This window comes from Mesorhizobium sp. Root102 (assembly GCF_001425625.1).
Taxonomy (GTDB): Bacteria; Pseudomonadota; Alphaproteobacteria; order Rhizobiales; family Rhizobiaceae; genus Mesorhizobium.
Genome location: NZ_LMCP01000006.1, coordinates 61,691 through 82,583 on the forward strand (window position 1 = coordinate 61,691; position 20,893 = coordinate 82,583).

The 20,893-nt window shown below is 63.9% G+C and carries 20 protein-coding genes; 11 read left to right on the plus strand and 9 right to left on the minus strand.

Features of this window, described 5'->3' with window-relative positions; all coding sequences use genetic code 11:
* Window positions 1-96: 96 nt before the first annotated feature.
* The 3 genes from ASD12_RS07670 (at window position 97) to ASD12_RS07680 (ending at window position 3,938) form a co-directional block, all read left to right on the plus strand.
* On the plus strand, window positions 97-1,104 hold the full coding sequence (locus tag ASD12_RS07670; RefSeq protein WP_056583577.1) for an iron ABC transporter substrate-binding protein: 1,008 nt from the start codon (window positions 97-99) through the stop codon (window positions 1,102-1,104).
* Between the two features lie 174 nt (window positions 1,105-1,278).
* Window positions 1,279-2,859 (plus strand): iron ABC transporter permease, encoded by a 1,581-nt coding sequence (locus tag ASD12_RS07675; protein WP_056583578.1) that lies wholly within the window; start codon window positions 1,279-1,281, stop codon window positions 2,857-2,859.
* A complete protein-coding gene (locus ASD12_RS07680) occupies window positions 2,856-3,938 on the plus strand; it encodes an ABC transporter ATP-binding protein (RefSeq protein ID WP_056583581.1) in 1,083 nt (360 codons plus the stop codon). The genes ASD12_RS07675 and ASD12_RS07680 overlap by 4 nt, the downstream gene beginning before the upstream one ends.
* Before the next feature lie 47 nt (window positions 3,939-3,985).
* Here the strand turns inward: ASD12_RS07680 and ASD12_RS07685 are convergent, their stop codons facing one another.
* From ASD12_RS07685 to ASD12_RS07705, 5 genes are all read right to left on the minus strand, one after another.
* Window positions 3,986-4,795, minus strand: a complete 810-nt coding sequence (locus ASD12_RS07685) for a phosphodiesterase (protein ID WP_056583583.1) — start codon at window positions 4,793-4,795, stop codon at window positions 3,986-3,988.
* A 66-nt stretch (window positions 4,796-4,861) separates the two neighbouring features.
* Window positions 4,862-5,962 carry a sn-glycerol-3-phosphate import ATP-binding protein UgpC gene (locus tag ASD12_RS07690; protein WP_056583585.1) on the minus strand — a complete coding sequence of 367 codons (1,101 nt, stop codon included), beginning with the start codon at window positions 5,960-5,962 and terminating at the stop codon, window positions 4,862-4,864.
* A gap of 19 nt (window positions 5,963-5,981) precedes the next feature.
* On the minus strand, window positions 5,982-6,896 hold the full coding sequence (locus ASD12_RS07695; RefSeq protein WP_056583588.1) for an ABC transporter permease subunit: 915 nt from the start codon (window positions 6,894-6,896) through the stop codon (window positions 5,982-5,984).
* A 7-nt stretch (window positions 6,897-6,903) separates the two neighbouring features.
* The gene (locus ASD12_RS07700) at window positions 6,904-7,788 is read right to left on the minus strand and encodes a sugar ABC transporter permease (protein WP_056583591.1); all 885 of its coding nucleotides are present in this window, start codon (window positions 7,786-7,788) and stop codon (window positions 6,904-6,906) included.
* A gap of 175 nt (window positions 7,789-7,963) precedes the next feature.
* The gene (locus ASD12_RS07705; protein ID WP_056583593.1) at window positions 7,964-9,316 is read right to left on the minus strand and encodes an extracellular solute-binding protein; all 1,353 of its coding nucleotides are present in this window, start codon (window positions 9,314-9,316) and stop codon (window positions 7,964-7,966) included.
* A gap of 246 nt (window positions 9,317-9,562) precedes the next feature.
* On the opposite strand from ASD12_RS07705, the gene ASD12_RS07710 reads away from it, so the two are divergent.
* On the plus strand, window positions 9,563-10,000 hold the full coding sequence (locus tag ASD12_RS07710) for a hypothetical protein (protein ID WP_244482778.1): 438 nt from the start codon (window positions 9,563-9,565) through the stop codon (window positions 9,998-10,000).
* A gap of 213 nt (window positions 10,001-10,213) precedes the next feature.
* On the opposite strand, the gene ASD12_RS07715 is transcribed toward ASD12_RS07710, so the two are convergent.
* Window positions 10,214-10,903: a TlpA disulfide reductase family protein gene (locus ASD12_RS07715; protein ID WP_056583596.1), complete on the minus strand. Its 690-nt coding sequence runs from the start codon at window positions 10,901-10,903 to the stop codon at window positions 10,214-10,216.
* Between the two features lie 35 nt (window positions 10,904-10,938).
* Here ASD12_RS07715 and argH point away from each other — a divergent pair, with 35 nt between their 5' ends.
* From argH to lysA, 3 genes are all read left to right on the plus strand, one after another.
* A complete protein-coding gene (argH, locus tag ASD12_RS07720; protein ID WP_056583598.1) occupies window positions 10,939-12,339 on the plus strand; it encodes an argininosuccinate lyase in 1,401 nt (466 codons plus the stop codon).
* 119 nt (window positions 12,340-12,458) lie between these two features.
* Window positions 12,459-12,665, plus strand: coding sequence for a lipoprotein (locus ASD12_RS07725; protein ID WP_056583600.1), 207 nt, complete (start codon window positions 12,459-12,461; stop codon window positions 12,663-12,665).
* A gap of 68 nt (window positions 12,666-12,733) precedes the next feature.
* A complete protein-coding gene (lysA, locus tag ASD12_RS07730) occupies window positions 12,734-14,002 on the plus strand; it encodes a diaminopimelate decarboxylase (protein WP_056583602.1) in 1,269 nt (422 codons plus the stop codon).
* A 32-nt stretch (window positions 14,003-14,034) separates the two neighbouring features.
* On the opposite strand, the gene ASD12_RS07735 is transcribed toward lysA, so the two are convergent.
* Window positions 14,035-14,337: a metalloregulator ArsR/SmtB family transcription factor gene (locus ASD12_RS07735; protein WP_056583603.1), complete on the minus strand. Its 303-nt coding sequence runs from the start codon at window positions 14,335-14,337 to the stop codon at window positions 14,035-14,037.
* 50 nt (window positions 14,338-14,387) lie between these two features.
* On the opposite strand from ASD12_RS07735, the gene ASD12_RS07740 reads away from it, so the two are divergent.
* From ASD12_RS07740 to ASD12_RS07750, 3 genes are all read left to right on the plus strand, one after another.
* Window positions 14,388-15,329: a threonine/serine dehydratase gene (locus tag ASD12_RS07740; RefSeq protein WP_056583605.1), complete on the plus strand. Its 942-nt coding sequence runs from the start codon at window positions 14,388-14,390 to the stop codon at window positions 15,327-15,329.
* A gap of 124 nt (window positions 15,330-15,453) precedes the next feature.
* Window positions 15,454-18,045, plus strand: a complete 2,592-nt coding sequence (locus tag ASD12_RS07745; protein ID WP_056583608.1) for a TIGR02302 family protein — start codon at window positions 15,454-15,456, stop codon at window positions 18,043-18,045.
* Window positions 18,046-18,048: 3 nt separating this feature from the next.
* Entirely contained in the window at window positions 18,049-18,468 is a 420-nt protein-coding gene (locus ASD12_RS07750) for a glyoxalase superfamily protein (RefSeq protein ID WP_348271710.1), read from the plus strand.
* Here the strand turns inward: ASD12_RS07750 and ASD12_RS07755 are convergent.
* The gene (locus ASD12_RS07755) at window positions 18,443-19,324 is read right to left on the minus strand and encodes a LysR family transcriptional regulator (protein WP_056583896.1); all 882 of its coding nucleotides are present in this window, start codon (window positions 19,322-19,324) and stop codon (window positions 18,443-18,445) included. The two genes, ASD12_RS07750 and ASD12_RS07755, sit on opposite strands and share 26 nt — an antisense overlap.
* A gap of 223 nt (window positions 19,325-19,547) precedes the next feature.
* On the opposite strand from ASD12_RS07755, the gene ASD12_RS07760 reads away from it, so the two are divergent.
* Window positions 19,548-20,495, plus strand: a complete 948-nt coding sequence (locus ASD12_RS07760) for a DMT family transporter (RefSeq protein ID WP_056583610.1) — start codon at window positions 19,548-19,550, stop codon at window positions 20,493-20,495.
* Here the strand turns inward: ASD12_RS07760 and ASD12_RS07765 are convergent, their stop codons facing one another.
* Entirely contained in the window at window positions 20,496-20,867 is a 372-nt protein-coding gene (locus tag ASD12_RS07765) for a response regulator (RefSeq protein ID WP_056583899.1), read from the minus strand. It lies immediately after the preceding gene.
* Window positions 20,868-20,893: the final 26 nt, after the last annotated feature.

The window sequence follows — 20,893 nt, forward strand, 5'->3', positions numbered from 1 at the left end:
CGCTTCAGCGACCGATTGAATCAGGTCATCAATGTTGACTATAGAAGTCATGTATTGGTAGGTGGATTGGTGCCAACCCGAATTTAGGACAATGCCATGAAATACGCTCTTTCCACCCTCGTCGGCGCCACCGCGCTGGCAATCAGCCTGATCGGCGGCCCGGCGATGGCGGAAGATGATGGCATCATTGTCTATAACGCCCAGCACGAAAACCTGACCAAGGCGTGGGTCGAAGGCTTCACCAAGGAAACCGGCATCAAGGTCACCGTCCGCAATGGCGGCGACAGCGACTTCTCCAACCAGATCGTCGCCGAGGGCGCTGCTTCGCCGGCCGACGTCTTCCTGACAGAAAACTCGCCGGCCATGGTGCTGGTCGAGACGTCAGGCCTGTTCGCGCCGGTCGACGCCGACACGCTGGCACAGGTTCCCCAGGACTATCAGCCGATCAGCGGCAAATGGGTCGGCATCGCCGCGCGCAGCACGGTCTTTGCCTACAACAAGACCAAGCTGACTGCCGACCAGTTGCCCAAGTCGATGCTTGACCTCGCCGATCCGAGCTGGAAGGGCCGGTGGGCCGCCTCCCCCTCGGGCGCCGATTTCCAGGCCATCGTCAGCGCGCTGCTCCAGCTCAAGGGGGAGGCCGCCACGGCGGACTGGCTGAAGGCGATGAGAACCAATTTCATCGCCTACAAGGGCAACAGCACGGTGATGAAGGCGGTCAATGCCGGCGAGATCGAAGGCGGCGTGATCTACCACTATTACTATTTCGGCGATCAGGCCAAGACAGGCGAAAACAGCAAGAATGTCGAGCTGCACTATTTCAAGAACCAGGACCCGGGTGCCTTTGTCTCGATTTCCGGCGGCGGCGTGCTGGCCTCGAGCAAGCATCCGAAGGAAGCCCAGGCCTTCCTGAAATGGGTTACCGGCAAGGGTGGCCAGGAGATCCTGAAGACCGGCGATTCCTTCGAATACGCGGTCGGCAAGGGTGCCGAGTCCAATCCGAAGCTGGTGCCGCTGGCCGATCTGCAGGCGCCGAAGGTCGACGCAACGACATTGAATTCGAAGAAGGTCACCGACCTGATGACCGCAGCCGGCTTGCTTTAGTTGCCGTTCGTCCTAAAAGGACAACCGACCGCGCTCCCGCGGGGAATTCACTTTCCGCGGGAGTGCTTTGTTTTTCGAGATTGCATTCGTCCATGACGACACGCTGTGTTCCCGACCGCAATCGCGGTCCTTCAATAGCTGCCACCGGGCGGCAGCGGCGCGGCGCCTGAACTGATGCAGTCCGCGGTCGATCTCGCGCCCTCGGGCCTGCCTTCGGACACAGGCCGAAGCACGCTGCGGCGCACGGCGCCATGGATAGTGATCGCAGCCGTCTTCGTTTCACTGCTGTCGCTGCTGCCGCTTGCCTTCATCATCTGGATCGCTGTGCAAACCGGCTGGGAAACCGTCTCGGCGCTGGTCTTTCGGCCGCGCGTCGGCGAGCTTCTGGTCAACACCGGCATGCTGGTGTTGCTGGCCGTGCCGATCGCCATCGTGCTGTCGGTTGCGCTGGCCTGGCTGACCGAGCGCAGCAATCTGCCTGGCGCCCGGCTCTGGTCCTGGCTGTGCGTGGCGCCGCTGGCCATCCCCGCTTTCGTGCACAGCTATGCGTGGATCACCATGGTGCCGCGGCTGCACGGTCTTTGGGCTGGCGTGCTGATTTCCGTCATCGCCTATTTCCCGTTCCTCTATCTGACGGTGTCGGCGGCACTGCGCCGCCTCGATCCTGCCCTGGAGGACGCCGCGGCGGCGCTCGGCCTTGGACCCTGGCGTGTCTTCCTGCGTGTCGTGCTGCCACAACTGCGTCTCGCCATCTGCGGCGGCTCGCTGCTGGTCGGACTGCATCTGCTGGCCGAGTATGGCCTCTATGTCTTCATCCGCTTCGATACCTTCACCACGGCGATCGTCGACCAGTTCCAGTCCACCTTCAACGGACCGGCAGCCAACATGCTGGCCGGCGTGCTGGTGAGCTGCTGCTTCGTGCTGCTCGGCATCGAAGTGCTCGTGCGCGGCGAGGAGCGCTATGCCCGCGTCGGCTCCGGCGCCGCGCGCTCTCAGCAGCGCACGCGTCTCGGTCGCGCCACCATCCCCAGCCTGTTGTTGCTCCTCGCCACCACACTGCTGGCCCTTGGCGTGCCGTTCGTCACCATCGGCCGCTGGCTTGTCGCCGGCGGCATGGAAGTCTGGCGCTTCGACGAGATTGGCCTGGCGCTCGGCCAGACGCTGTTCCTGGCGCTTGCCGGCGCGTTGCTGGCCACCGTTGCCGCCATGCCGATGGCCTGGATCTCGATCCGCGCGCCGGGACCGCTGCAGCGCCTGCTGGAGAGTTGCAACTACATTGTCGGCTCGCTGCCCGGGGTCGTCATTGCGCTGGCGCTGGTCACCGTCACCGTGCGCATCGCGCTGCCGCTCTACCAGACCCTGTTCACCATCCTGGTTGCCTATGCGCTGATGTTCCTGCCGCGAGCCCTGGTCAGCCTGCGGGCGTCGATCGCCCAGGCGCCGGTCGAGCTCGAACGCGCCGCCTCGAGCCTCGGCCGGCCGCCGCTTAATGCGCTGTGGTCGACGACGATCCGCCTTTCGGCGCCGGGTGCCGCGGCCGGCATGGCGCTGGTGGCGCTCGGCATCATGAACGAACTGACCGCGACCCAGATGCTGGCGCCGAACGGCACCCGCACGCTGGCGATGGCATTCTGGTCGTACAGCGGCGAGATTGATTATGCCTCGGCGGCGCCCTACGCCTTCATCATGGTGGCGATGTCGCTGCCCCTGACCTGGCTGCTCTATGTCCAGTCGAAACGGATGGCCGGACGATGAGCTTTCTCGAAATCAGTGGCCTGCACAAGCATTACGGACCGGTGGCGGCACTTGCCGGTGTCGATCTGAGTGTCGTCAGCGGCAGCCGCACCGCGATCGTCGGCCCGTCCGGCTGCGGCAAGACGACCTTGCTGCGGCTGATCGCCGGTTTCGAGGCGCCGGACCAGGGCCGCATCGCGCTCGACGGCGAAGTACTGGCCAATGGCGGCAATGCCGTGCCGGCGCACCGCCGCGGCATCGGCGTGGTGGCGCAGGACGGCGCCCTGTTTCCGCATCTGACCATCGGCGACAACATCGGTTTCGGCATCAGCCGCGGCGACGACAAGCGCTCCGAGCGCATCGTCGAACTCGCCTACATCGTCGGACTGGACAAGGCGATCCTCAAACGCCGCCCGCATGAGCTCTCCGGCGGCCAGCAGCAGCGTGTGGCGCTGGCCCGCGCCATGGCGATGAAGCCCCGGCTGATGCTTCTCGACGAGCCGTTCTCGGCGCTGGACACCGGCCTGCGCGCCTCGATGCGCAAGGCGGTGGCGGAGCTTCTGGAAGCGGCCGGCATCACCACCATCCTGGTGACGCACGACCAGGCCGAGGCGCTGTCCTTCGCCAGCCAGGTGGCGGTGATGCGCGACGGCAAGTTCTCGCAGGTCGACACGCCGCGCGAGCTCTATCTCAGACCCAGGGACAGGATGATCGCCGAGTTCCTCGGCGACGCCATCATCCTGCCGGCAAAGATATCGGGCGGTTTCGCCAACTCGCCGCTCGGCCGCATCCCGGTCGACACCGCCGACAATCGCGACGTGGCCCGCATCATGCTGCGGCCCGAGCAGATCGCCCTGAAAAGAACGTCGCGCGAGGGGATGTCGGGCACGCCCGATATGCTGTTCGGCGAAGTGACGGAATCGGAATTCGGCGGCTCGATGTGCACGATCGCGGTGCGGCTCTTGAACAATGCCGATCCGCCCGATGCGGCCGCGATCGGCAACACGCCGCTGGTCCTGCGCAAACCGGGCATGGACACGCCAGCGGTCGGCGAGATCGTCCGGCTGACGGTATCGGGGAAGGCGCATGTCTTCGCCTGATTGATCGAAGGCGCTGCCACACCGCGCTTCAGCGCGGGGTGGTCGGCTCACGCCGTGAGGCGTTCGCCGGTTTCACTGGAATAGATCGGCCATTGTTCGAGAAAATCGCAGCCATGCACGACCACGTGCTCGTTGGCGCTGTCGATGAGGACGACCGCGTAGGAAGGCGGCGCCTGCTCGACAATCTCGCTCGATCTGTGGAGCGCGAGCTCGAACCTGGCATGCAGGCCGCGCTGCGCCGAGAACGGGATGCCGGCGACCGTGCCGGCAATGTCGCGATGGACGTGGCCGAAGAAGATGTGGCGGACATTGCCATGGCGCCGCAGCAGGCCCAGCAGCCGTTCGGGCTGCTCAAGGGCCAGCGGATCGAGCTGCGGCAGGCCTAGCGCGACCGGCGGATGATGCATGAAGACATAGGCGGGCCCGCCGGCCGTCTCTTCGAGCCGGGCTTCGAGCCAGGCTAGCCGCCTGTCGCACAATTCGCCTTCGATGCGCCCTTCCGCCAGGCAGTCGAGAAACAGCAGCACCTCGTCGGCCGTTTGATGAGTAGACTGCACGAAGCCGTTCTCATCGACCGGAACCTCGGGAAAGGCTGCGACCAGATTGGCTCGCCGGTCGTGATTCCCCGGCAGCAGCCGCCAGGGCACCGACAGCGTGCTCAGGGCTGTCCTGAGATCGGCATAGCTTTCGGGCGCGCCGGTCTCGGTCAGGTCGCCGGTGAAGATGCAAAGTGCGGCATCGGCGTGATGCGCATTGATGTGCGCGATGCATGAAGCCAGCCGCTGATGCAGGTCGGCGCCATAGCGGCGCTCGCCTTGCCGGCCAAGGTGGATATCGGTGACCTGGATAATTTTCATTGCGTGTTTCTTGGATTTTCCGATGGCGCCTGCCCCGTCATCGACGACAATGGCTGGCTTCAGAAATCAGAGTGCCGGTTCCGGCACCGAAGCCTTGAAGACTTCGAGGCGGGTTCCCGTATCCGACGAGAAGAAATGCAGATCATCCGGCGAGATCTTCAGGCCGACCGCACTGCCGGGCTCGGGGTGGACGGCCTCCGACGTCATCACCGAAAACGACGCGCCGTCGAGGTCGACATAGATGACGCGGCCCGCGCCCAGTTCCTCAACCAGATCGACGGTCGCATTGAGCGCGCCTGCCGTGCCCGGCGCCACCAGCCGCACGGCTTCCGGCCGAATGCCCATCGCTACCTTCGTGCCGACCGGCAACCCCGCGCGTGCCATGGTCAGGTGCCGGCTGCCACCGAGCAATGACAGCCCGTCGAGTTCGACCGTGCCTTCGAGAATGTTCATCGCCGGCGCACCGACGAAAGTGGCGACGAAGCGGCTGGCCGGTCGGCTGTAGATCTCGGCAGGAGTGCCGACCTGCTCGACGCGTCCGCCGTTCATGACCACCAACCGGTCGGCGAGCGTCATCGCCTCGACCTGGTCATGCGTGACGAAGACGGAGGTGGCGTTCAGCCGGCGATGCAGCTTGCGGATTTCCGAGCGCATCTGGACGCGCAGCTTGGCATCGAGGTTGGACAGCGGCTCGTCGAACAGGAACACCTTGGGCTCGCGGATCATCGCCCGGCCCATGGCGACACGCTGCCTCTGGCCGCCGGAAAGGGCCATCGGCTTGCGGTCGAGCAGGTGTTCAAGCTCCAGCGTGCGGGCAACCGCCTGGATGCGCTGTGTACGCTCCGCCGCCGGAACGCCCGCGACTTTCAGCGAATAGCCGATGTTCTGCGCCACGCTCATATGCGGATAGAGCGCGTAGTTCTGGAACACCATGGCGCAGCCGCGCTCGCGCGGTTCCAGTTTGTTGACGACGGTGCCGTCGATCGCGATCTCGCCGCCGGATATGTCCTCAAGCCCGGCGATCATCCGCAGCAGCGTGGACTTGCCGCAGCCCGATGGCCCGAGGATGACGACGAACTCGCCCGACGCGATGTCGAGGTCGACGCCGTGCACGACCTGCATCTTGGCGTAGCTTTTCTTGACGTCGCGAATGGTGATGGAGGCCATCTTTCGTCTCCTTTCCAGGTCACTTTTCGGTGGCGATCAGGCCGCGCACGAACCAGCGCTGCATGAGCACCACGACAATCAGGGGCGGCAGCATGACGATAAGGGTTCCGGCCATGGCGATGTTCCATTCCGGAATGCCGCCGACATTGGGGATGAGCTGCTTGAGTTCGGTGACCGCCGTCGCATGCGACTGGTCGGTGGTGATGAGCAGCGGCCACAGATACTGGTTCCACGCCCACAGGAACATGATGGTCCCAAGTGCGGCCATGTTGTTGCGCGACAGCGGCAGCAGGATATCGACGAAGAAGCGCAGGGCGCCGGCGCCATCCATGCGCGCGGCCTCGGTCAGCTCATCCGGAACAGTCAGGAAGAACTGCCGGTACAGAAAAGTGCCGGTGGCGGTCGCGATCAGCGGCAGGATCAGCCCGGAATAGGAATTGAGCAGCCCGAGGCTGAGCGAAACCTGGACGCCCGACACTTTTTCGATCAGCCAGCTCAGACCGGTCACATCGAGGATGGCCTGATAGGGCGACAGCACGTTGGCGACAACCGCGTAGGTCGGCACGATGCGCACTTCCAGCGGCAGCATCAGCGTTACGAAGATCAGCCAGAAGATGAAGGTGCGGCCGGGATAGCGGAAATAGACGATCGAGAAGGCGGTCAGCGCCGAGATGATCACCTTGCCCGCCGCGACACCGGCGGCCATGATGAAACTGTTCAGAAGCTTGGGGCCGAGGTCGGCCGTCGTCCATGCCGTCTTGATGTTGAGCCAGAAGTCGCTGCCCGGCAGCAGCGACATCGGCACGTCGTTGACATCTTTGAGATTGTGCGACGCGGCGATGGCGACGACCGCGAACGGTGCGATGCAAAGCACGAAGCCGACGAACAGGATTACATGCGTGAAGAAATTGAGGAACGGGGTGCGCTCTACCATGTCAGCCTCACCTGTAGTGCACACGCCGCTCGATGAAGCGGAACTGGAAGATGGTCAGCACGACGATGAGCACCATCAGGATGATGCTCTGTGCGGCAGCACCCGAATAGTCGAGGCCTTTGAAGCCGTCGGAATAGATCTTATAGACCATCAGATTGGTGGCGTTCGCCGGTCCGCCCGAGGTCATGATGTCGACGATGCCGAAGGAATCCTGGAAGCTCTCGGTGATGTTGATGACCAGCAGGAAGAAGATCGTCGGTGTGATCAGCGGAAACTGGATGTCCCAGAAGCGCCTGATGACGCCGGAGCCGTCCATCGCCGCCGCCTCGATCAGCGAACGCGGGATGGCCTGGAACGCGGCGAGGAAGAAGATGAAATTGTAGCCGACATATTTCCAGGAAAAGGCGATGATGATCGAAGCCATGGCGTCAGTGCCGTCAAGGCCGGGATCCCAGAAGCCGGGCCAAACCTGGTTGACGACGGCCATGAAGCCGGCTTCCGGCGCCAAGATGAAGCGGAACGCCATGGCCAGCGCCGGCGCGGCGATGCCGTAGGGCCAGATCAGCACCACGCGGTAGAAGCGCGACCCGGTAAGTTGCCGATCGGTCAAGGCGGCCAGCACGAGGCCGACGAACATCGCAAGCCCGGTGCTGATGCCGGCAAAGACAAGACTGGCGGTGATCGAGTTCCAGTAGTCGGCGTTGGACAGGATCGAGCGGAAATTGTCGAGCCCGACCCAGATGTTGCCGCCGCCCCAGGGCTGCTGCAGCGTCAGCGACCAGTACACGGCCTGACCGGCGGGCCAGTAGAAGAACGTGAAGATCAAGAGGAGTTGCGGCACCGCGAAAAGGATGCCGATCGTCCAGCTGCCAAAGGTAACGCGTTTTTCCATCGGTCCGCCGATGCCGCTCAATGGCGGCTTAGAGCAAGATTAATAACGAAATGGCCGCCCGTCGACCCAAGCATGATCCCGAAAAGTGGAAACCCGTTTTAGCGGACAAACGGTTTCCGTTTGTCCAGAGATCATGCTCGGAGAAGACCGGCGGGCGGCCACGCAAATTACGGGATCAGGGCAGGGTCTTGCCCGGATAGGTCTGCTGGAAGCGGTCGAGGATGGCGTCGCCATTCTTGACCAGCGTGTCGAGGCCTTCCTGGACGCTGACCTTGTTAGCGAAGATCGCCTGCATCTGCGTGCCGAACTCGGCGCGGATCTGGGTGAAATTGCCCAGCCGCACACCGCGGGTGATCTCGGTCGGCTCGGACGCGGTCAAGCTGGCGATCGCGATCTCACGGCCCTTGAAGGGCGCCTTGTCGTAGAAGCCGGTGGACTTCATGTAGTCGAAGCCCGACTTGGTCACCGGGATGTAGCCAGTGTTGGTCGACCAGAACAAAGCGGTCTTGGGGTCGTGGATAAAGTTGAGGAACGCTGCCGCGCCCTTGTATTCGGCATCCGACTTGCCCGAGAGGACCCACAGCGAAGCGCCGCCGACGAGCGAATTCTTGCGCTCTGTGCCGGCATAGACCGGTAGTTCGGCGACATCCCAGTTCATGCCTGCCTTCTGCGTCTTGCCGACGGTGCCGTGATCGCCGACCGAGGTCAGGATGACCTGGCAGGTGCCGGACGCGAAGGCCTGGACCATATCCTGGCCGAGATCCTTGGATTTGATCTTGATCAGGCCGGCATCATACCACTTCTTCAGATCGGTGACGTACTGGACGAACTTGGTCTTGTTGACTTCCAGACGGGCATCGGGGCCGTCATAGCCGTTGTTCTTGGTGGCGACCGGCTGATTGTGGAGGGCCGAGAACTGCTCCATCAGCTGCCAGCTTTCATTGGCAGAGATGTTGATCGCCATCGGGCATTCGTAGCCGGCGTCCTTCATCGCCTGGAGGTCGGCGCCGACATCTTCCCAGGTCTTCGGCGCTTGGGTCTTGCCGATCTTGGCGAAGGCATCCTTGTTCCAATACATTAGCGCCGTCGAGGAATTGAACGGGAAGGACAGCATCTCGCCCTTCGAGGTCGCATAGTAACGCGCGATGCCGGGGAAATAGTCGGCGTAGTCGATCTTGTAGCCGTTTTCTTCCATCAGCTTGTCGGCAGGCTTGTAGGCGCCCGACAGCATCATGGTGGCGGTGCCGACATCATAGACCTGAACGACGGCGGGCTGCTTGCCGGCGCGGAAGGCGGCGATCGTGTTCTGCAGCGTGGCGTCATAATTGCCCTGGCTGGTGCAGACGACTTCATAGTCGGTCTGCGAGGCATTGAAATTCTTGCACAGCGTGTCGACGACGCGGGCCAGATCGCCCGAAAGGCCGAACCAGAAATCGAATTTTACCGGCTCTGCGACGGCAGGCATGGCAAGCGCGATGCTGAGCGCTCCTGCGGCAAGGGCAGCGAAGCCCCGCTTGATGATGGTCATGGTTTCTTCCCTCTTGAGTGGCTGTTGACAAGGGTCTTGCGCAAGTCCTTGGCCGCTCTCTTAGAGAAGGTATGTGACAGTTCTGTTGTGGCCCTTCAGGCCTGTGGACAGCCCGTCTCTCCTCCCCTCCGGCGGTTGCGCCGGCATGAAGATGTCATGCCGGCGCTCCAGGTAGCTAGGGCGGCTGCCGCGGACGTAAAGACCCTGAAGAACAGTCATGATTATCCGGCTAAAGGGATGAATGAAATGCTGGCGCCACAGCTGACGCATGTTCCACTCGCTGAGCGCCAGGCCATGCGCGACGAGCCGCGCGATAGCGCCACCCATCAGCGCCTGGCTGCCGCCACACCGGCACTTGGCCAGATCGAAATCGGCGGCAAGGCTTCACGCGAAAGCGCCGGCGAAACGCTCACCATCGTCGCCTTGAACGTCGAACGGCTGTGCCATGGCGATGCCATAGCGGCCACGCTTGCCGGCCGGGCTCCCGACGTCGTGCTGCTGTCCGAGGTCGACGAAGGCATGGCGCACTCAGGCAATGGCCATCCTTTGCGCGTCCTTGCCGACCGGCTCGGCCATGCCTTCGCCTATGGCGTTGAATCGTCGAGCTCGGCGGCGGCAACGAGGCTGAGCGGGCCGCAACCGGCGCGGTCCAGAATACAGAAGGCTTCCATGGCAACGCCGTGACCAGCGCCATCCCGCTGCTTCGCCCTTTCCTGGTCCCCTCGACGCGGCGCCTCATCGAGGAATTCGGCGACCTGACCGGTGTCGTCGCCCAGCAAGGACGCCGCTCGGGTGCGTGACAGAAGCGTGCTGGCCTTCGCGCCCACGCCCGCGCTCGGTTTGAACAGAGCTTGATCGACCGAAAGGGCGTAGCGGTTTTGGGATAACGACGCGCTTTTAGAGGCTTTCCGGCTTGAGTGCCGTCTCGACCAAACGCCTGGCGTCCGGCCCCGACCATTCAGCCGGGCCGTTCATATGGGCGATCAGGCAGCCTTCGCCGTCGATCAGCATGGTGACGGGAAGGCCGAGCGCCAGGCCGCGCGTCTTGAGGTCATTGAACAGCGCCATCGTCGAATCCCGGTAGTAGCCGAGCGTCGTAACGCCGGTATCGTTGAGGAACTTCTTCGGCTTCACATCGTCGCCGGCATCGACATTGACGGCGACCACTTGAAAGGCCTCGCTGCCCTTTTCTTTCTGCAGTGCATCGAGCGCCGGCATTTCGGCACGGCACGGCGCGCACCATGTCGCCCACAGATTGAGCAACACCGTCTTGCCGGCATGATCGGCAAGCGTCATCGGCTTGCCATCCGGGCCATTGAAGGCGAGGCTCTTCAAGGATTGCGGCGGATCGGCCGGCAAAAGTGCGGCGACCTCACCGGTGGCGGAGGCCGCGACCTTCTTGGCGCGGTCGCTCTTGGCAGCGCAGGCGACGTCGTCCTTGCTCTCGCCGACGGCAGCTTGTGCCGGTGCATTGTTGCCAGACCGGCTCTCGCTGACATATACCGCGACCGCGCCGGCCAGCGCGCCCGCCGCCAAGGCGGCGAGGATCAGGCGCGGGGCCGGGAAGAATCTATTACCGTCTGTCATTTTCTCAAAACTGCTCCGAAGCACGGGTTATAGCCATGAGCGACAAGAAAACCAGCAACCAGATGTGGGGCGGACGTTTTGCCTCGGGTCCGGCCGCGATCATGGAAGCCATCAATGCGTCGATCTCGTTCGACCGCAAACTCTATGCCCAGGACATCAAAGGCTCGATCGCCCATAGTGAGATGCTGGCGCAAACGGGCATTATTTCGGCGGCCGATCAAGAAAAAATCGCTCACGGGCTGAACACAATCCTGAAAGAGATCGAGGCCGGCACCTTCGAGTTCTCGACCCGACTCGAAGACATCCACATGAATATCGAGGCACGCCTTGCCGATCTGATCGGCCCGGCGGCCGGCCGGCTGCACACCGCCCGCTCGCGCAACGACCAGGTGGCGGTCGATCTGAGGCTGTGGGTCAAGGGTGAGTGCTTTCGCGTCGCCGAGGCACTGAAAGGGCTGATCGAGGCGCTGCTCGAGCGGGCCGAGGAGCATGCCGCGACGGTGATGCCGGGCTTCACCCATATGCAGGCGGCACAACCGGTGACCTTCGGCCATCACTGCATGGCTTATGTCGAGATGTTTTCGCGCGACCTGTCGCGTGTGCGCGACGCCATCGAACGGATGGATGAGAGCCCGCTCGGTGCCGCGGCCCTTGCCGGCACCAGCTTCCCGATCGACCGTCACCAGACGGCCAAGGCACTCGGCTTCCGCGAGCCGATGCGCAATTCGCTGGACAGCGTCTCGGATCGCGATTTCGCGCTCGAGTTCCTCGGCATGGCGGCGATCTGCGCCACGCATCTGTCGCGGCTGGCCGAGGAGATCATCATCTGGTCGACGCCGCAGTTCGGCTTCGTCAGGCTGTCGGACTCGTTTTCCACCGGCTCCTCGATCATGCCGCAAAAGAAGAATCCCGACGCCGCCGAACTGGTGCGCGGCAAGACTGGCCGTGTCACCGGCCACCTTGTCGGCCTGCTGACGGTGATGAAGGGCATGCCTTTGACCTATGGCAAGGACATGCAGGAAGACAAGGAATCGGTATTCGATGCCGCCGAGACGCTCGACCTGATGCTGGCGGCGATGACCGGCATGGTCTCGGACATGACGGTCAACGCAGCCGCGATGAAGAAGGCCGCCGGCGCCGGCCACGCGACGGCGACCGACCTCGCCGACTGGCTGGTACGCACGCTCGGCCTGCCGTTCCGGGAGGCGCATCATGTTACCGGCCGGGCGGTGGCGTTGGCCGAAGACAAGAAAGTGGGGCTGGAGAAGCTCTCGCTGGAGGATTTGCAGTCGATCAATCCCGGCATCACGGCGGACATATTTTCGGTGCTGGCGGTGCAGAACTCGGTCAAGAGCCGCACCAGCTTCGGCGGCACCGCGCCGTCGGAAGTGAGGAAGCAGATCCGCGCCTGGAAAAAGCGACTGGCGAAAGCATGATGCCGGATATTGCAACCAGCAATATCCCGGGGATATTGCGACCAGCAATATCCGGGGTGCAATGCGCTGAGAACTCGGCTAAAAGCGGCGGCTGGCAAACGTTTCGGACGGATGGATCGATGACCGGAAGCAGGATTTTGGTGACGCTGACGCTGCTGGTTGCGATCGCGGCCGTTTCGGCCTGCGGCAGGAGGGGCGGTCTCGACACGCCCTATGAAGCAGCCGTGCAAGCGCGCAAGGATGCCTCCAAGGCCCACCAGCCTGTCCCGCCGGAGCCGGAAAAACCGGTCGTGGACAAGAAGTTCATCCTCGACCCGCTGATCTAGCCGATGACACCGGAGTTGGTCTTTCCAAATCCGGTCTCATCGTGCCCCAACCTTCCGGAACCACTCTCGTGAACCATTTCGACTACCGCGACGGCGTGCTCTATGCCGAGGACGTGGCGATCCCCGACATCGCCGCACAGGTCGGCACGCCGTTCTACTGCTATTCGACGGCCACGTTGACCAGACACTACCGGGTGTTTGCGCAGGCCTTTGCCGGGCTCCACGCGCTGGTGTGCTACGCCATGAAGGCCAATTCCAACCAGGCTGTTCTGCGGACGCTGGCGAAGCTCGGCGCCGGCGCCGACGTGGTTTCGGAAGGCGAATTGCGCCGGGCGCTGGCCGCCGGCATTCCGGCGGGCAAGATCCTGTTTTCCGGCGTCGGCAAGACGGCGCGCGAAATGGACTTTGCCCTTGCCGCCGGCATCCTGTGCTTCAACGTCGAATCCGAGCCTGAACTCGAGCTGCTGTCGGCGCGAGCCGCCGCACTTGGCAAGGTGGCGCCGATCTCGCTGCGCATCAATCCCGACGTCGACGCCAAGACCCACAAGAAGATTTCCACCGGCAAGGCCGAGAACAAGTTCGGCATTCCATGGCAGAAGGCGCGTCAGGTCTATGCCCGCGCGGCAAAGCTTCCCGGCATCAAGATCACCGGCATCGACACCCACATCGGCAGCCAGATCACCGAACTGCAGCCTTTCGACGACGCCTTCGCCCTGCTCGTCGATCTGGTCGGCGCGCTGCGTGCCGACGGCCATGCCATCGAGCATGTCGATCTCGGCGGCGGTCTCGGCATTCCCTATCGCGTAGACAACAACCCGCCGCCGCTGCCCGATGCTTATGCCCAGATCGTCAGGAAGCATGTCACCACGCTCGGACTGAAGGTGATGTTCGAGCCGGGCCGGCTGATATCAGGCAATGCCGGCATCCTCGTCTCGGAAGTGATCTTCGTGAAGGAGGGCGACGCCAAGAACTTCCTCGTCGTCGACGCCGCCATGAACGATCTCATCAGGCCGACGCTTTACGATGCCTTCCACGACATCCGTCCGGTCGTGCAGCCGCCGGCCGACACGCCGCGCATGATGGTCGATGTGGTCGGCCCGGTCTGCGAGACCGGCGATTACATTGGCCTCGATCGCGATCTGCCCAGGCTGAAGGCCGGCGACCTGATTGCCGTCTCCACCGCCGGCGCCTATGGCGCGGTGCAGGCCGGCACCTACAACACCCGCCTGCTGGTGCCGGAGGTGCTGGTCGACGGCGACCGGTTCCACGTCGTGCGTCCACGGCTGACCTATGACGATCTGATCGGGCTGGATTCCGTGCCTGACTGGCTTGCATAGAAGCTGCCCGGCCCAGATACCGGCCGGCAACGCTACAACCGGCTCCGGATGAGCGCCCTGATGTCGGCGATCCTGTCCTCGTCGCGGCGGTAGAACGTCCATTGCTTGATGCGCCTGGCGCGCAGCAGGCCGGCCTGGGTGAGCACGCGCATGTGCTCACTGAGCGTCGCTTGCGTTATGCCGAGCTTTTCGGCGATCAGCAGCGCGCAAACGCCGTCCTCGACCAGATCGCCATCCGCCTGGGCTGGGAAATGCGCGCGCGGATCCTTCAGCCAGTCGAGGATCCGCAGTCTGCGTTCATTGGCGATCGCCTTGAAGACATCAACCTCTTGCATTTAGCCATTTTGCCAAGTTACTAATTGCTGTCAATCCCGAGGAGGTCACCATGTCGCAGGGCAATACTGTCACACGCGAGCGCATTGCCGCGATGGAACCGCGCATCCGCCCCTATCTGCGCCATACACCGGTGCTGCGCGTCGACATGGCCGACTTCGACCGTGCGCCGCTGGCGGTCGACCTGAAGCTCGAATGCCTGCAGCATTCCGGCTCCTTCAAGGCGCGCGGCGCCTTCACCAACCTGCTGGAGCGTGCGGTTCCAAAGGCCGGTGTCGTTGCCGCATCCGGCGGCAATCATGGTGCGGCCGTCGCCTATGCCGCCATGCGGCTGGGCCACAAGGCGACCATCTTCGTTCCCGAAGTGAGCCCGGCGGCCAAGCTGGAGCGGATCCGCAGCTACGGCGCCGAGCTGATCGTCGGCGGCGCCCGCTACGCCGAGGCGCTGGCCGCCAGCGAACGTTTCGCCGAGGAAACCGGCGCCTTGCAGATCCATGCCTTCAACCAGGAGGAAACGCTGGTCGGCCAGGGCACGCTCGGGCTCGAAATCGAGAGCGACTTGCCTGAGATCGACACGCTGCTGGTCGCTGTCGGCGGCGGCGGCCTGATCGGCGGCATCGCTGCTTGGTTTGCCGGCCGCATCCGCATCATCGCCGTCGAGCCGGAAGGGGCTCCGACGCTTCATCACGCCTTCGAGGCCGGACACCCTGTCGACGCGCCAGCCGAGGGCATCGCCGCCGATTCGCTGGCGCCAAAGCGCGTCGGCGAAATGATGTTCCCGATCGCCGAGGCCTTTGTCGAACGCTCGATCCTGGTCAGCGACGACGACATCATCGCCGCGCAGAAGGCGCTGTGGAATCGGGTCCGCATCATCTCCGAGCCGGGTGGCGCAGCCGCCTTTGCCGCGATCCTGTCCGGCCGCTATGTGCCAGCACCGGGCGAACGCGTCGCCGTGCTGGTCTGCGGGGCGAATGCCAACCCCGCAACCTTCTGACTGCAATGCGGAATTATGACGGTCGACTTCACGTTTTTCCGAACTGCCTCGCCTTTGCCGTGTTTGCTGGTATTCTTTGAGTCGTGAGGCGTTGGGCTATCCTGCCCGCCCCGTGGAAGGGCCGATGACGGAACGACCCACCTTCAGCAGCGATCGCGGCCTGGCCGGGCGCCTTGCCTTGAGCCGGCTGGCGACGCGGGCCTCGATGATGGTCGAGCGTGGCTGGCCGTTGCTGCTTCCGCTCGTCATCATCGCAAGCCTGTTCCTCAGCGTCTCCTGGCTCGGCCTCTTCTCCCGGCTGCCAGATATGGCGCGCATCGGCCTTGTCGCCGCCTTCGGAGTCGCCGCACTAGGTGCGCTCTACCCGCTGCGCTTCTTCCGCCTGCCTGGCGCCGCCGAAATCGACCGCCGCATCGAGGCGGCCAATCAATTGTTGCACAGCCCGGTGCTGGTGCAGACCGACCGGCCAAGTGGCCGGGAAAGCAGCTTCTCGCAAGCGCTGTGGCGCGAACACCAGAAGCGCATGGCCGGAAAGCTCAACAGCCTCGGCGCCGACCTGCCGCGCACGCGCGTGCCAGAACGTGACCCCTGGGGGCTGCGCGCCGTGGCGGCACTTGTGCTCGTTACCGCCTTCGCCTTCTCCTTCGGGCCGACGGGTGGCAGGATCAGCGACGGGTTCAATGCCCATGGTGCGCATGACGCCGTGCCGCCGCGCATCGACGCCTGGGTGACGCCGCCGGCCTATACCGGCAAGCCGCCGATCTTTTTGACCGCCGACGCCAACCAGGCGACGCCGACCTTCACCGTTCCCGAAGGCAGCGACGTCTCGCTGCGGGTGACCGGCGGCTCAGGCGATGAAACGCTCGGCTACGCCGACAACAATGGCAATTCCCGCGCCATCGACCCGGCCGGCCCGCAGGTCGCCGCCAAGCCGGCGGCAAGCCCGGCGACGCCGTCCAAGGTACGTCAATTCACCGGCAAGCTGACCAGCGACGGCACGCTGACGCTGACATCGGGCGAGGACCAGCTCGGCCGCTGGGCCTTCGCGGTCATAGCGGACAAGCCGCCGCAGATTGGCTTCGTCGGCGAGCCGAAGCGCGCCGCCAACGGCGCTTTCGAACTCAACTACCAGATCGACGACGACTACGGTGCCGCCACCGCCAAGGCGGTGTTCGCGCTCGCCGATCCGCAGGCGCCCAAGGCACATCCGCTCTATGGCCCGCCTGAGATGCCGCTGTCGCTGCCCCGTCGTGGTGGCAAGTCGAACGCCGCCAGGACCTCGAAGGATCTGACCGAGCATGTCTGGGCGGGCAGCAGCATCAAGCTGACGCTGGTTGCCACAGACGATGCCGGGCACACCGCATCGAGCGAGACCAAGACGCTGCTGATGCCGGAGCGGCCTTTCGCCAATCCGCTGGCGCGCGCGGTGATCGAGCAGCGCCGCCTGCTGGCGCTCGACGCCAACGCCAAGCCGCGCGTGCTCGACCTGATGGACGCCATCACGCTGCGGCCGGAAGACACATTCGACAACATGTCCCACTACCTCGCCATCATGAGCGCCCGCAGCCGGCTGAAGATGGCCGACAGCGACGATCAATTGCGCAACGAGGTCTCCTATCTCTGGGAAATCGCACTCGGTATCGAGGAAGGCAATCTGTCGGCCGCGGAAAAGCGGCTGCGCCAGGCGCAGCAGGCACTGCAGGACGCCATCAAGAATGGCGCCAGCGACGCTGAAATCGAAAAGGCGATGAAGGAACTGCGCGAGGCGATGAACCAGTTCCTGCAGGAATTCGCGGAGCGCGCCAAGCAGAACCCCAATGCACCGCAGATGCAGCAGAACGGCCAGGAACTGCGCCAGAGCGGCATCGACCGCATGATGGACCAGATCGAGAATCTGGCGAAATCTGGCGATCGCGACAAGGCGCAGCAATTGCTGTCGCAACTGCAGGACATGATGAACAATCTCCAGGCCGGCCGTCAGCAGCAAGGCGGCCAGCAGGACAGCGAGATGCGCCAACAGATGGACAAGCTTGGCGAGATCCTGCGGCGCCAGCAGGAGATGATGAACGACACCTTCCGCATGGACCAGATGCAGCGCGGCGAGCGCCAGCGTGGACAGAACCGCGACGAGCAGCTCGGCGAAGGCGGCGGCCAGGATGAGGACAAGCCAGGGATCGGCGAGAACTCCGATCCGCTCGGCCGGCAAAAGCCGATGACACCACAGGAATTCGCCGACGCGCTGAAACAGCTGCAGCAGGGCCAGGGCCAGCTGAAAAGCGACCTCGAGCAGCTGAAGAAGGGACTCGAAGGCATGGGCATGGAGCCCAACGAAGGATTTGGCGAGGCCGGCAAGTCCATGGGCAATGCCGAACAGGCGCTCGGCGAAGGCGCAGGTGACGAGGCTGTCGGCCATCAGGGCCGGGCGCTGGAAGCGCTGCGCAAGGGCGCCAAGGACATGATGAAGCAGATGCAGGCCATGCAGGGCGACCAGGGCGGTAGCGAGGACGGCGGCCGCCAGCAGAACGCCGATCGTGATCCGCTCGGCCGGCCACGCGCCAGCCAGGGTCCCGATTTCGGCGATTCAGTGAAGGTGCCCGACGAGATCGACGTGCAGCGTGCCCGCCAGATTCTGGAAGCGATCCGCAAGCGGCTCGGCAATACGCTGAGCCCCGACATCGAGCGCAGCTATCTCGAACGGCTGCTCGAGCTGAAATAGGGATTGCCGCCCTGCCTCCCCCGAAACCCTCTCGAACGGTTGCGTCACCATGCCCAAACTTGGCGCTGTCACGCCCATCTGCGCATCTTCGACATTGCCAAGGCGCGTGAATTCTATGTCGGCTTCCTCGGCTTCGAGGTGCAGTGGGAGCATTGCTTCGACGACAACGCACCGCTCTACATGGCGGTCGGCCGCGACGGCTGCGTCCTTCATCTCGGCGAACACCACGGCGATGGCGCGCCTGGCATTGCCGTGCGCATCAAGGTCGAGGACATCGCGGCACTGCAGGGCGAATTGGCGGCCAAGAATTACCGCTTCGCCAGGCCGGGCCTCGAAGAGACGCCGTGGAAGACCCGCGAGGTATCGGTCGCCGATCCGTTCGGCGATCGCCTGCTTTCTACGAGGATGCGGCGGGCTGACTGAGCCGGTTGACGAACGCTTCGCGGATAGCCTCCTGCATGCCGTCGATCGCCTCGCCTGACGCATTCGGGTTGCGGTGCATCACCACATTCGAGGAATCGATGGCCCCGAACCCGTCCGCGGTCGTCAGCTCACGGCAGCCGTCGGGAATGTTGCTGCGCGAAATCGGCGCGATCGCCAGCCCGGAGGTGACGGCGAGCTTGAGACCGCCGGTGGTGTCGCTGGTATAGGCAACACGATAGGCAAGATCGCGTTGCTCCAGTGATTTGATGGCGAAGTCCTTGCACCAGCCGGCCCGGTTGTAGAGTGCGATCGGCACCGGCTGCTCCTCATGCATGTGGTGCAGGGTCGACGTCACCCACACTGTAGGGTCGTGCATCAGCACTTCGCCGCCGGCAGGATCCTGCCATTCGAACACCACGCACAGATCGAGTTCGCCGGCGGCAAGCGCCGCTATCTGTGCCCCCGAATGCGCGTAGCGCACGGTGACCTCGACCTGCGTGTGACGCTTCGAAAAAGCGCCGAGCGCGCGCGACAGGATGGCGTGGCCATATTCCTCGGGAATGCCGATGCGAACCGGCCCGCCAAGCGGCGCTGCCGCCATCGACGCCGCCGTCTCGTCGAGCAGCGAGACAATGCGGCGGGCGTTGACGATAAGTTCGCCGCCGCGCCGTGTCAGTGCGACGCCGCGCGAACCGCGCTCGAACAGACTGTCGCCGATCAGCGCTTCGAGCTTCTTCATCTGCATCGACACCGCCGACTGGGTGCGGCCAGCCTGCTCCGCCGCCTTGGTGAAATTGCCAGTCTCGGCAATCGCCACGAAGGTGCGCAGGAGATCGCTGTCGAGGGTCGGTCGCATGAAATCCACCATAAGGAAATTTGATCACTGGTATCATTCCAATTCGTTTGCAACATGTCAAACGCGGGATGATAGTGGCCTCACCCATTGGATATGCGGCTGCGAAATCAGCCGCGGACCAATCAAGAGTCCTCACTCGTGCCCGCTGCCCGAAACGGTGGCGGGTTCTTTTTAGCTTGCAGCAAGCGTGCTTGCGGTGGCGGTACTGGAGCCTGGAACACTCATGCAGAACCGGATGTTGCGCGGCATCCTGAGCCTGTGCCTGGGCGTGCTGGTCTTCTCGCTGCAGGATCCGCTCGTCAAAGCCGTGTCGAGTGGTTATCCGGTGACCGAGGTCATGGCGATCCGCTCGATCGTCGCTCTGCCGATCCTGATCTTTCTGGTCCAAGCCGATGTCGGCCTGCGGGCGATCCTGTCGAAGCGATTCGGCATGCTGACGGTGCGCGCCTTCATCCAGTTCACCTCCTATACGGTGTACTACCTGGCCATCGCTGCTTTGCCGCTGGCCGACGCGGTGGCGCTCTATTTCATGGCGCCGCTGTTCATCATGGCGCTGGCCGGGCCGTATCTTGGAGAGCGCGTCTCCTGGCGGACGCTGGCGACCGTGCTGATCGGGCTATTCGGCGTCCTCGTGATGCTGCGCCCGGGCGCCGGCCTGTTCGACTGGGCAGCGCTGCTTTCACTGGGTTCGGCGGCGCTCTATGGTTTTTCGCAGCTGATGGCCCGCAAGATCGGCGATACCGAATCGTCCACCGTGATGGCCTTCTATCAGAACGGCGCCTATCTGGTTGGCGCCGCCGTGGTTGCCGGCGCGTTTCACCTTGCCGGCATAACCCACGCCGCCCACCCGAGCCTGGAATTCCTGGTGCGGCCCTGGCTGTGGCCGACGCTGCCGGATTTTCTCAAGATGGCGGCCTGCGGTTTCGTCGCTTCCGCCGGCATGATCCTGCTGTCGCAGGCCTACCGGATGGCGCCGGCCAACCGCGTTGCCACCTTCGAATACACCGGCATCCTGTGGTCGCCGCTGTGGGGTTTCCTGTTCTTCGCCGAAGTACCACGGTCGACGACCGTGATCGGTGCTGCCTTGATCATCGGCGCCGGCCTGCTGGCGCTCAACACCGAACGGCGCAAGAGCGCTGCACCCGTGCTCACTGCTGCCGATCCAGTCTGATCAGGCGAAGCAGATCAGCGCCCGTTCGACGCGAGAACGGATTTCGGCCAGCGTAAAAGGCTTCTGCACGATATCGAGGATAATGCCGTTCAATTCCTCGGCACGCTCGCGCTGGTCGGCGTAGCCGGTCATCAGCACGATCTTCATCGATGGGAAGAGCGATGCCGCCGCGATCGCCATCTCGATGCCGTCCATCTCCGGCATGCGGATGTCGGAGACGACAAGATCGTAGCCGCCACGCGCGGCCTGGATCAGCGAAAGCCCCTGCGCGCCGTCCGCCGCGATATCGATTGTGTGCCCGGCGCGTTCAAGCGCGCGGGCGGCCAGGGTGCGGACGGACTCGTCGTCCTCGACGATCAGAAGCTTTGCCATGGCCGGCATATTTGGCGCTGAAAAGT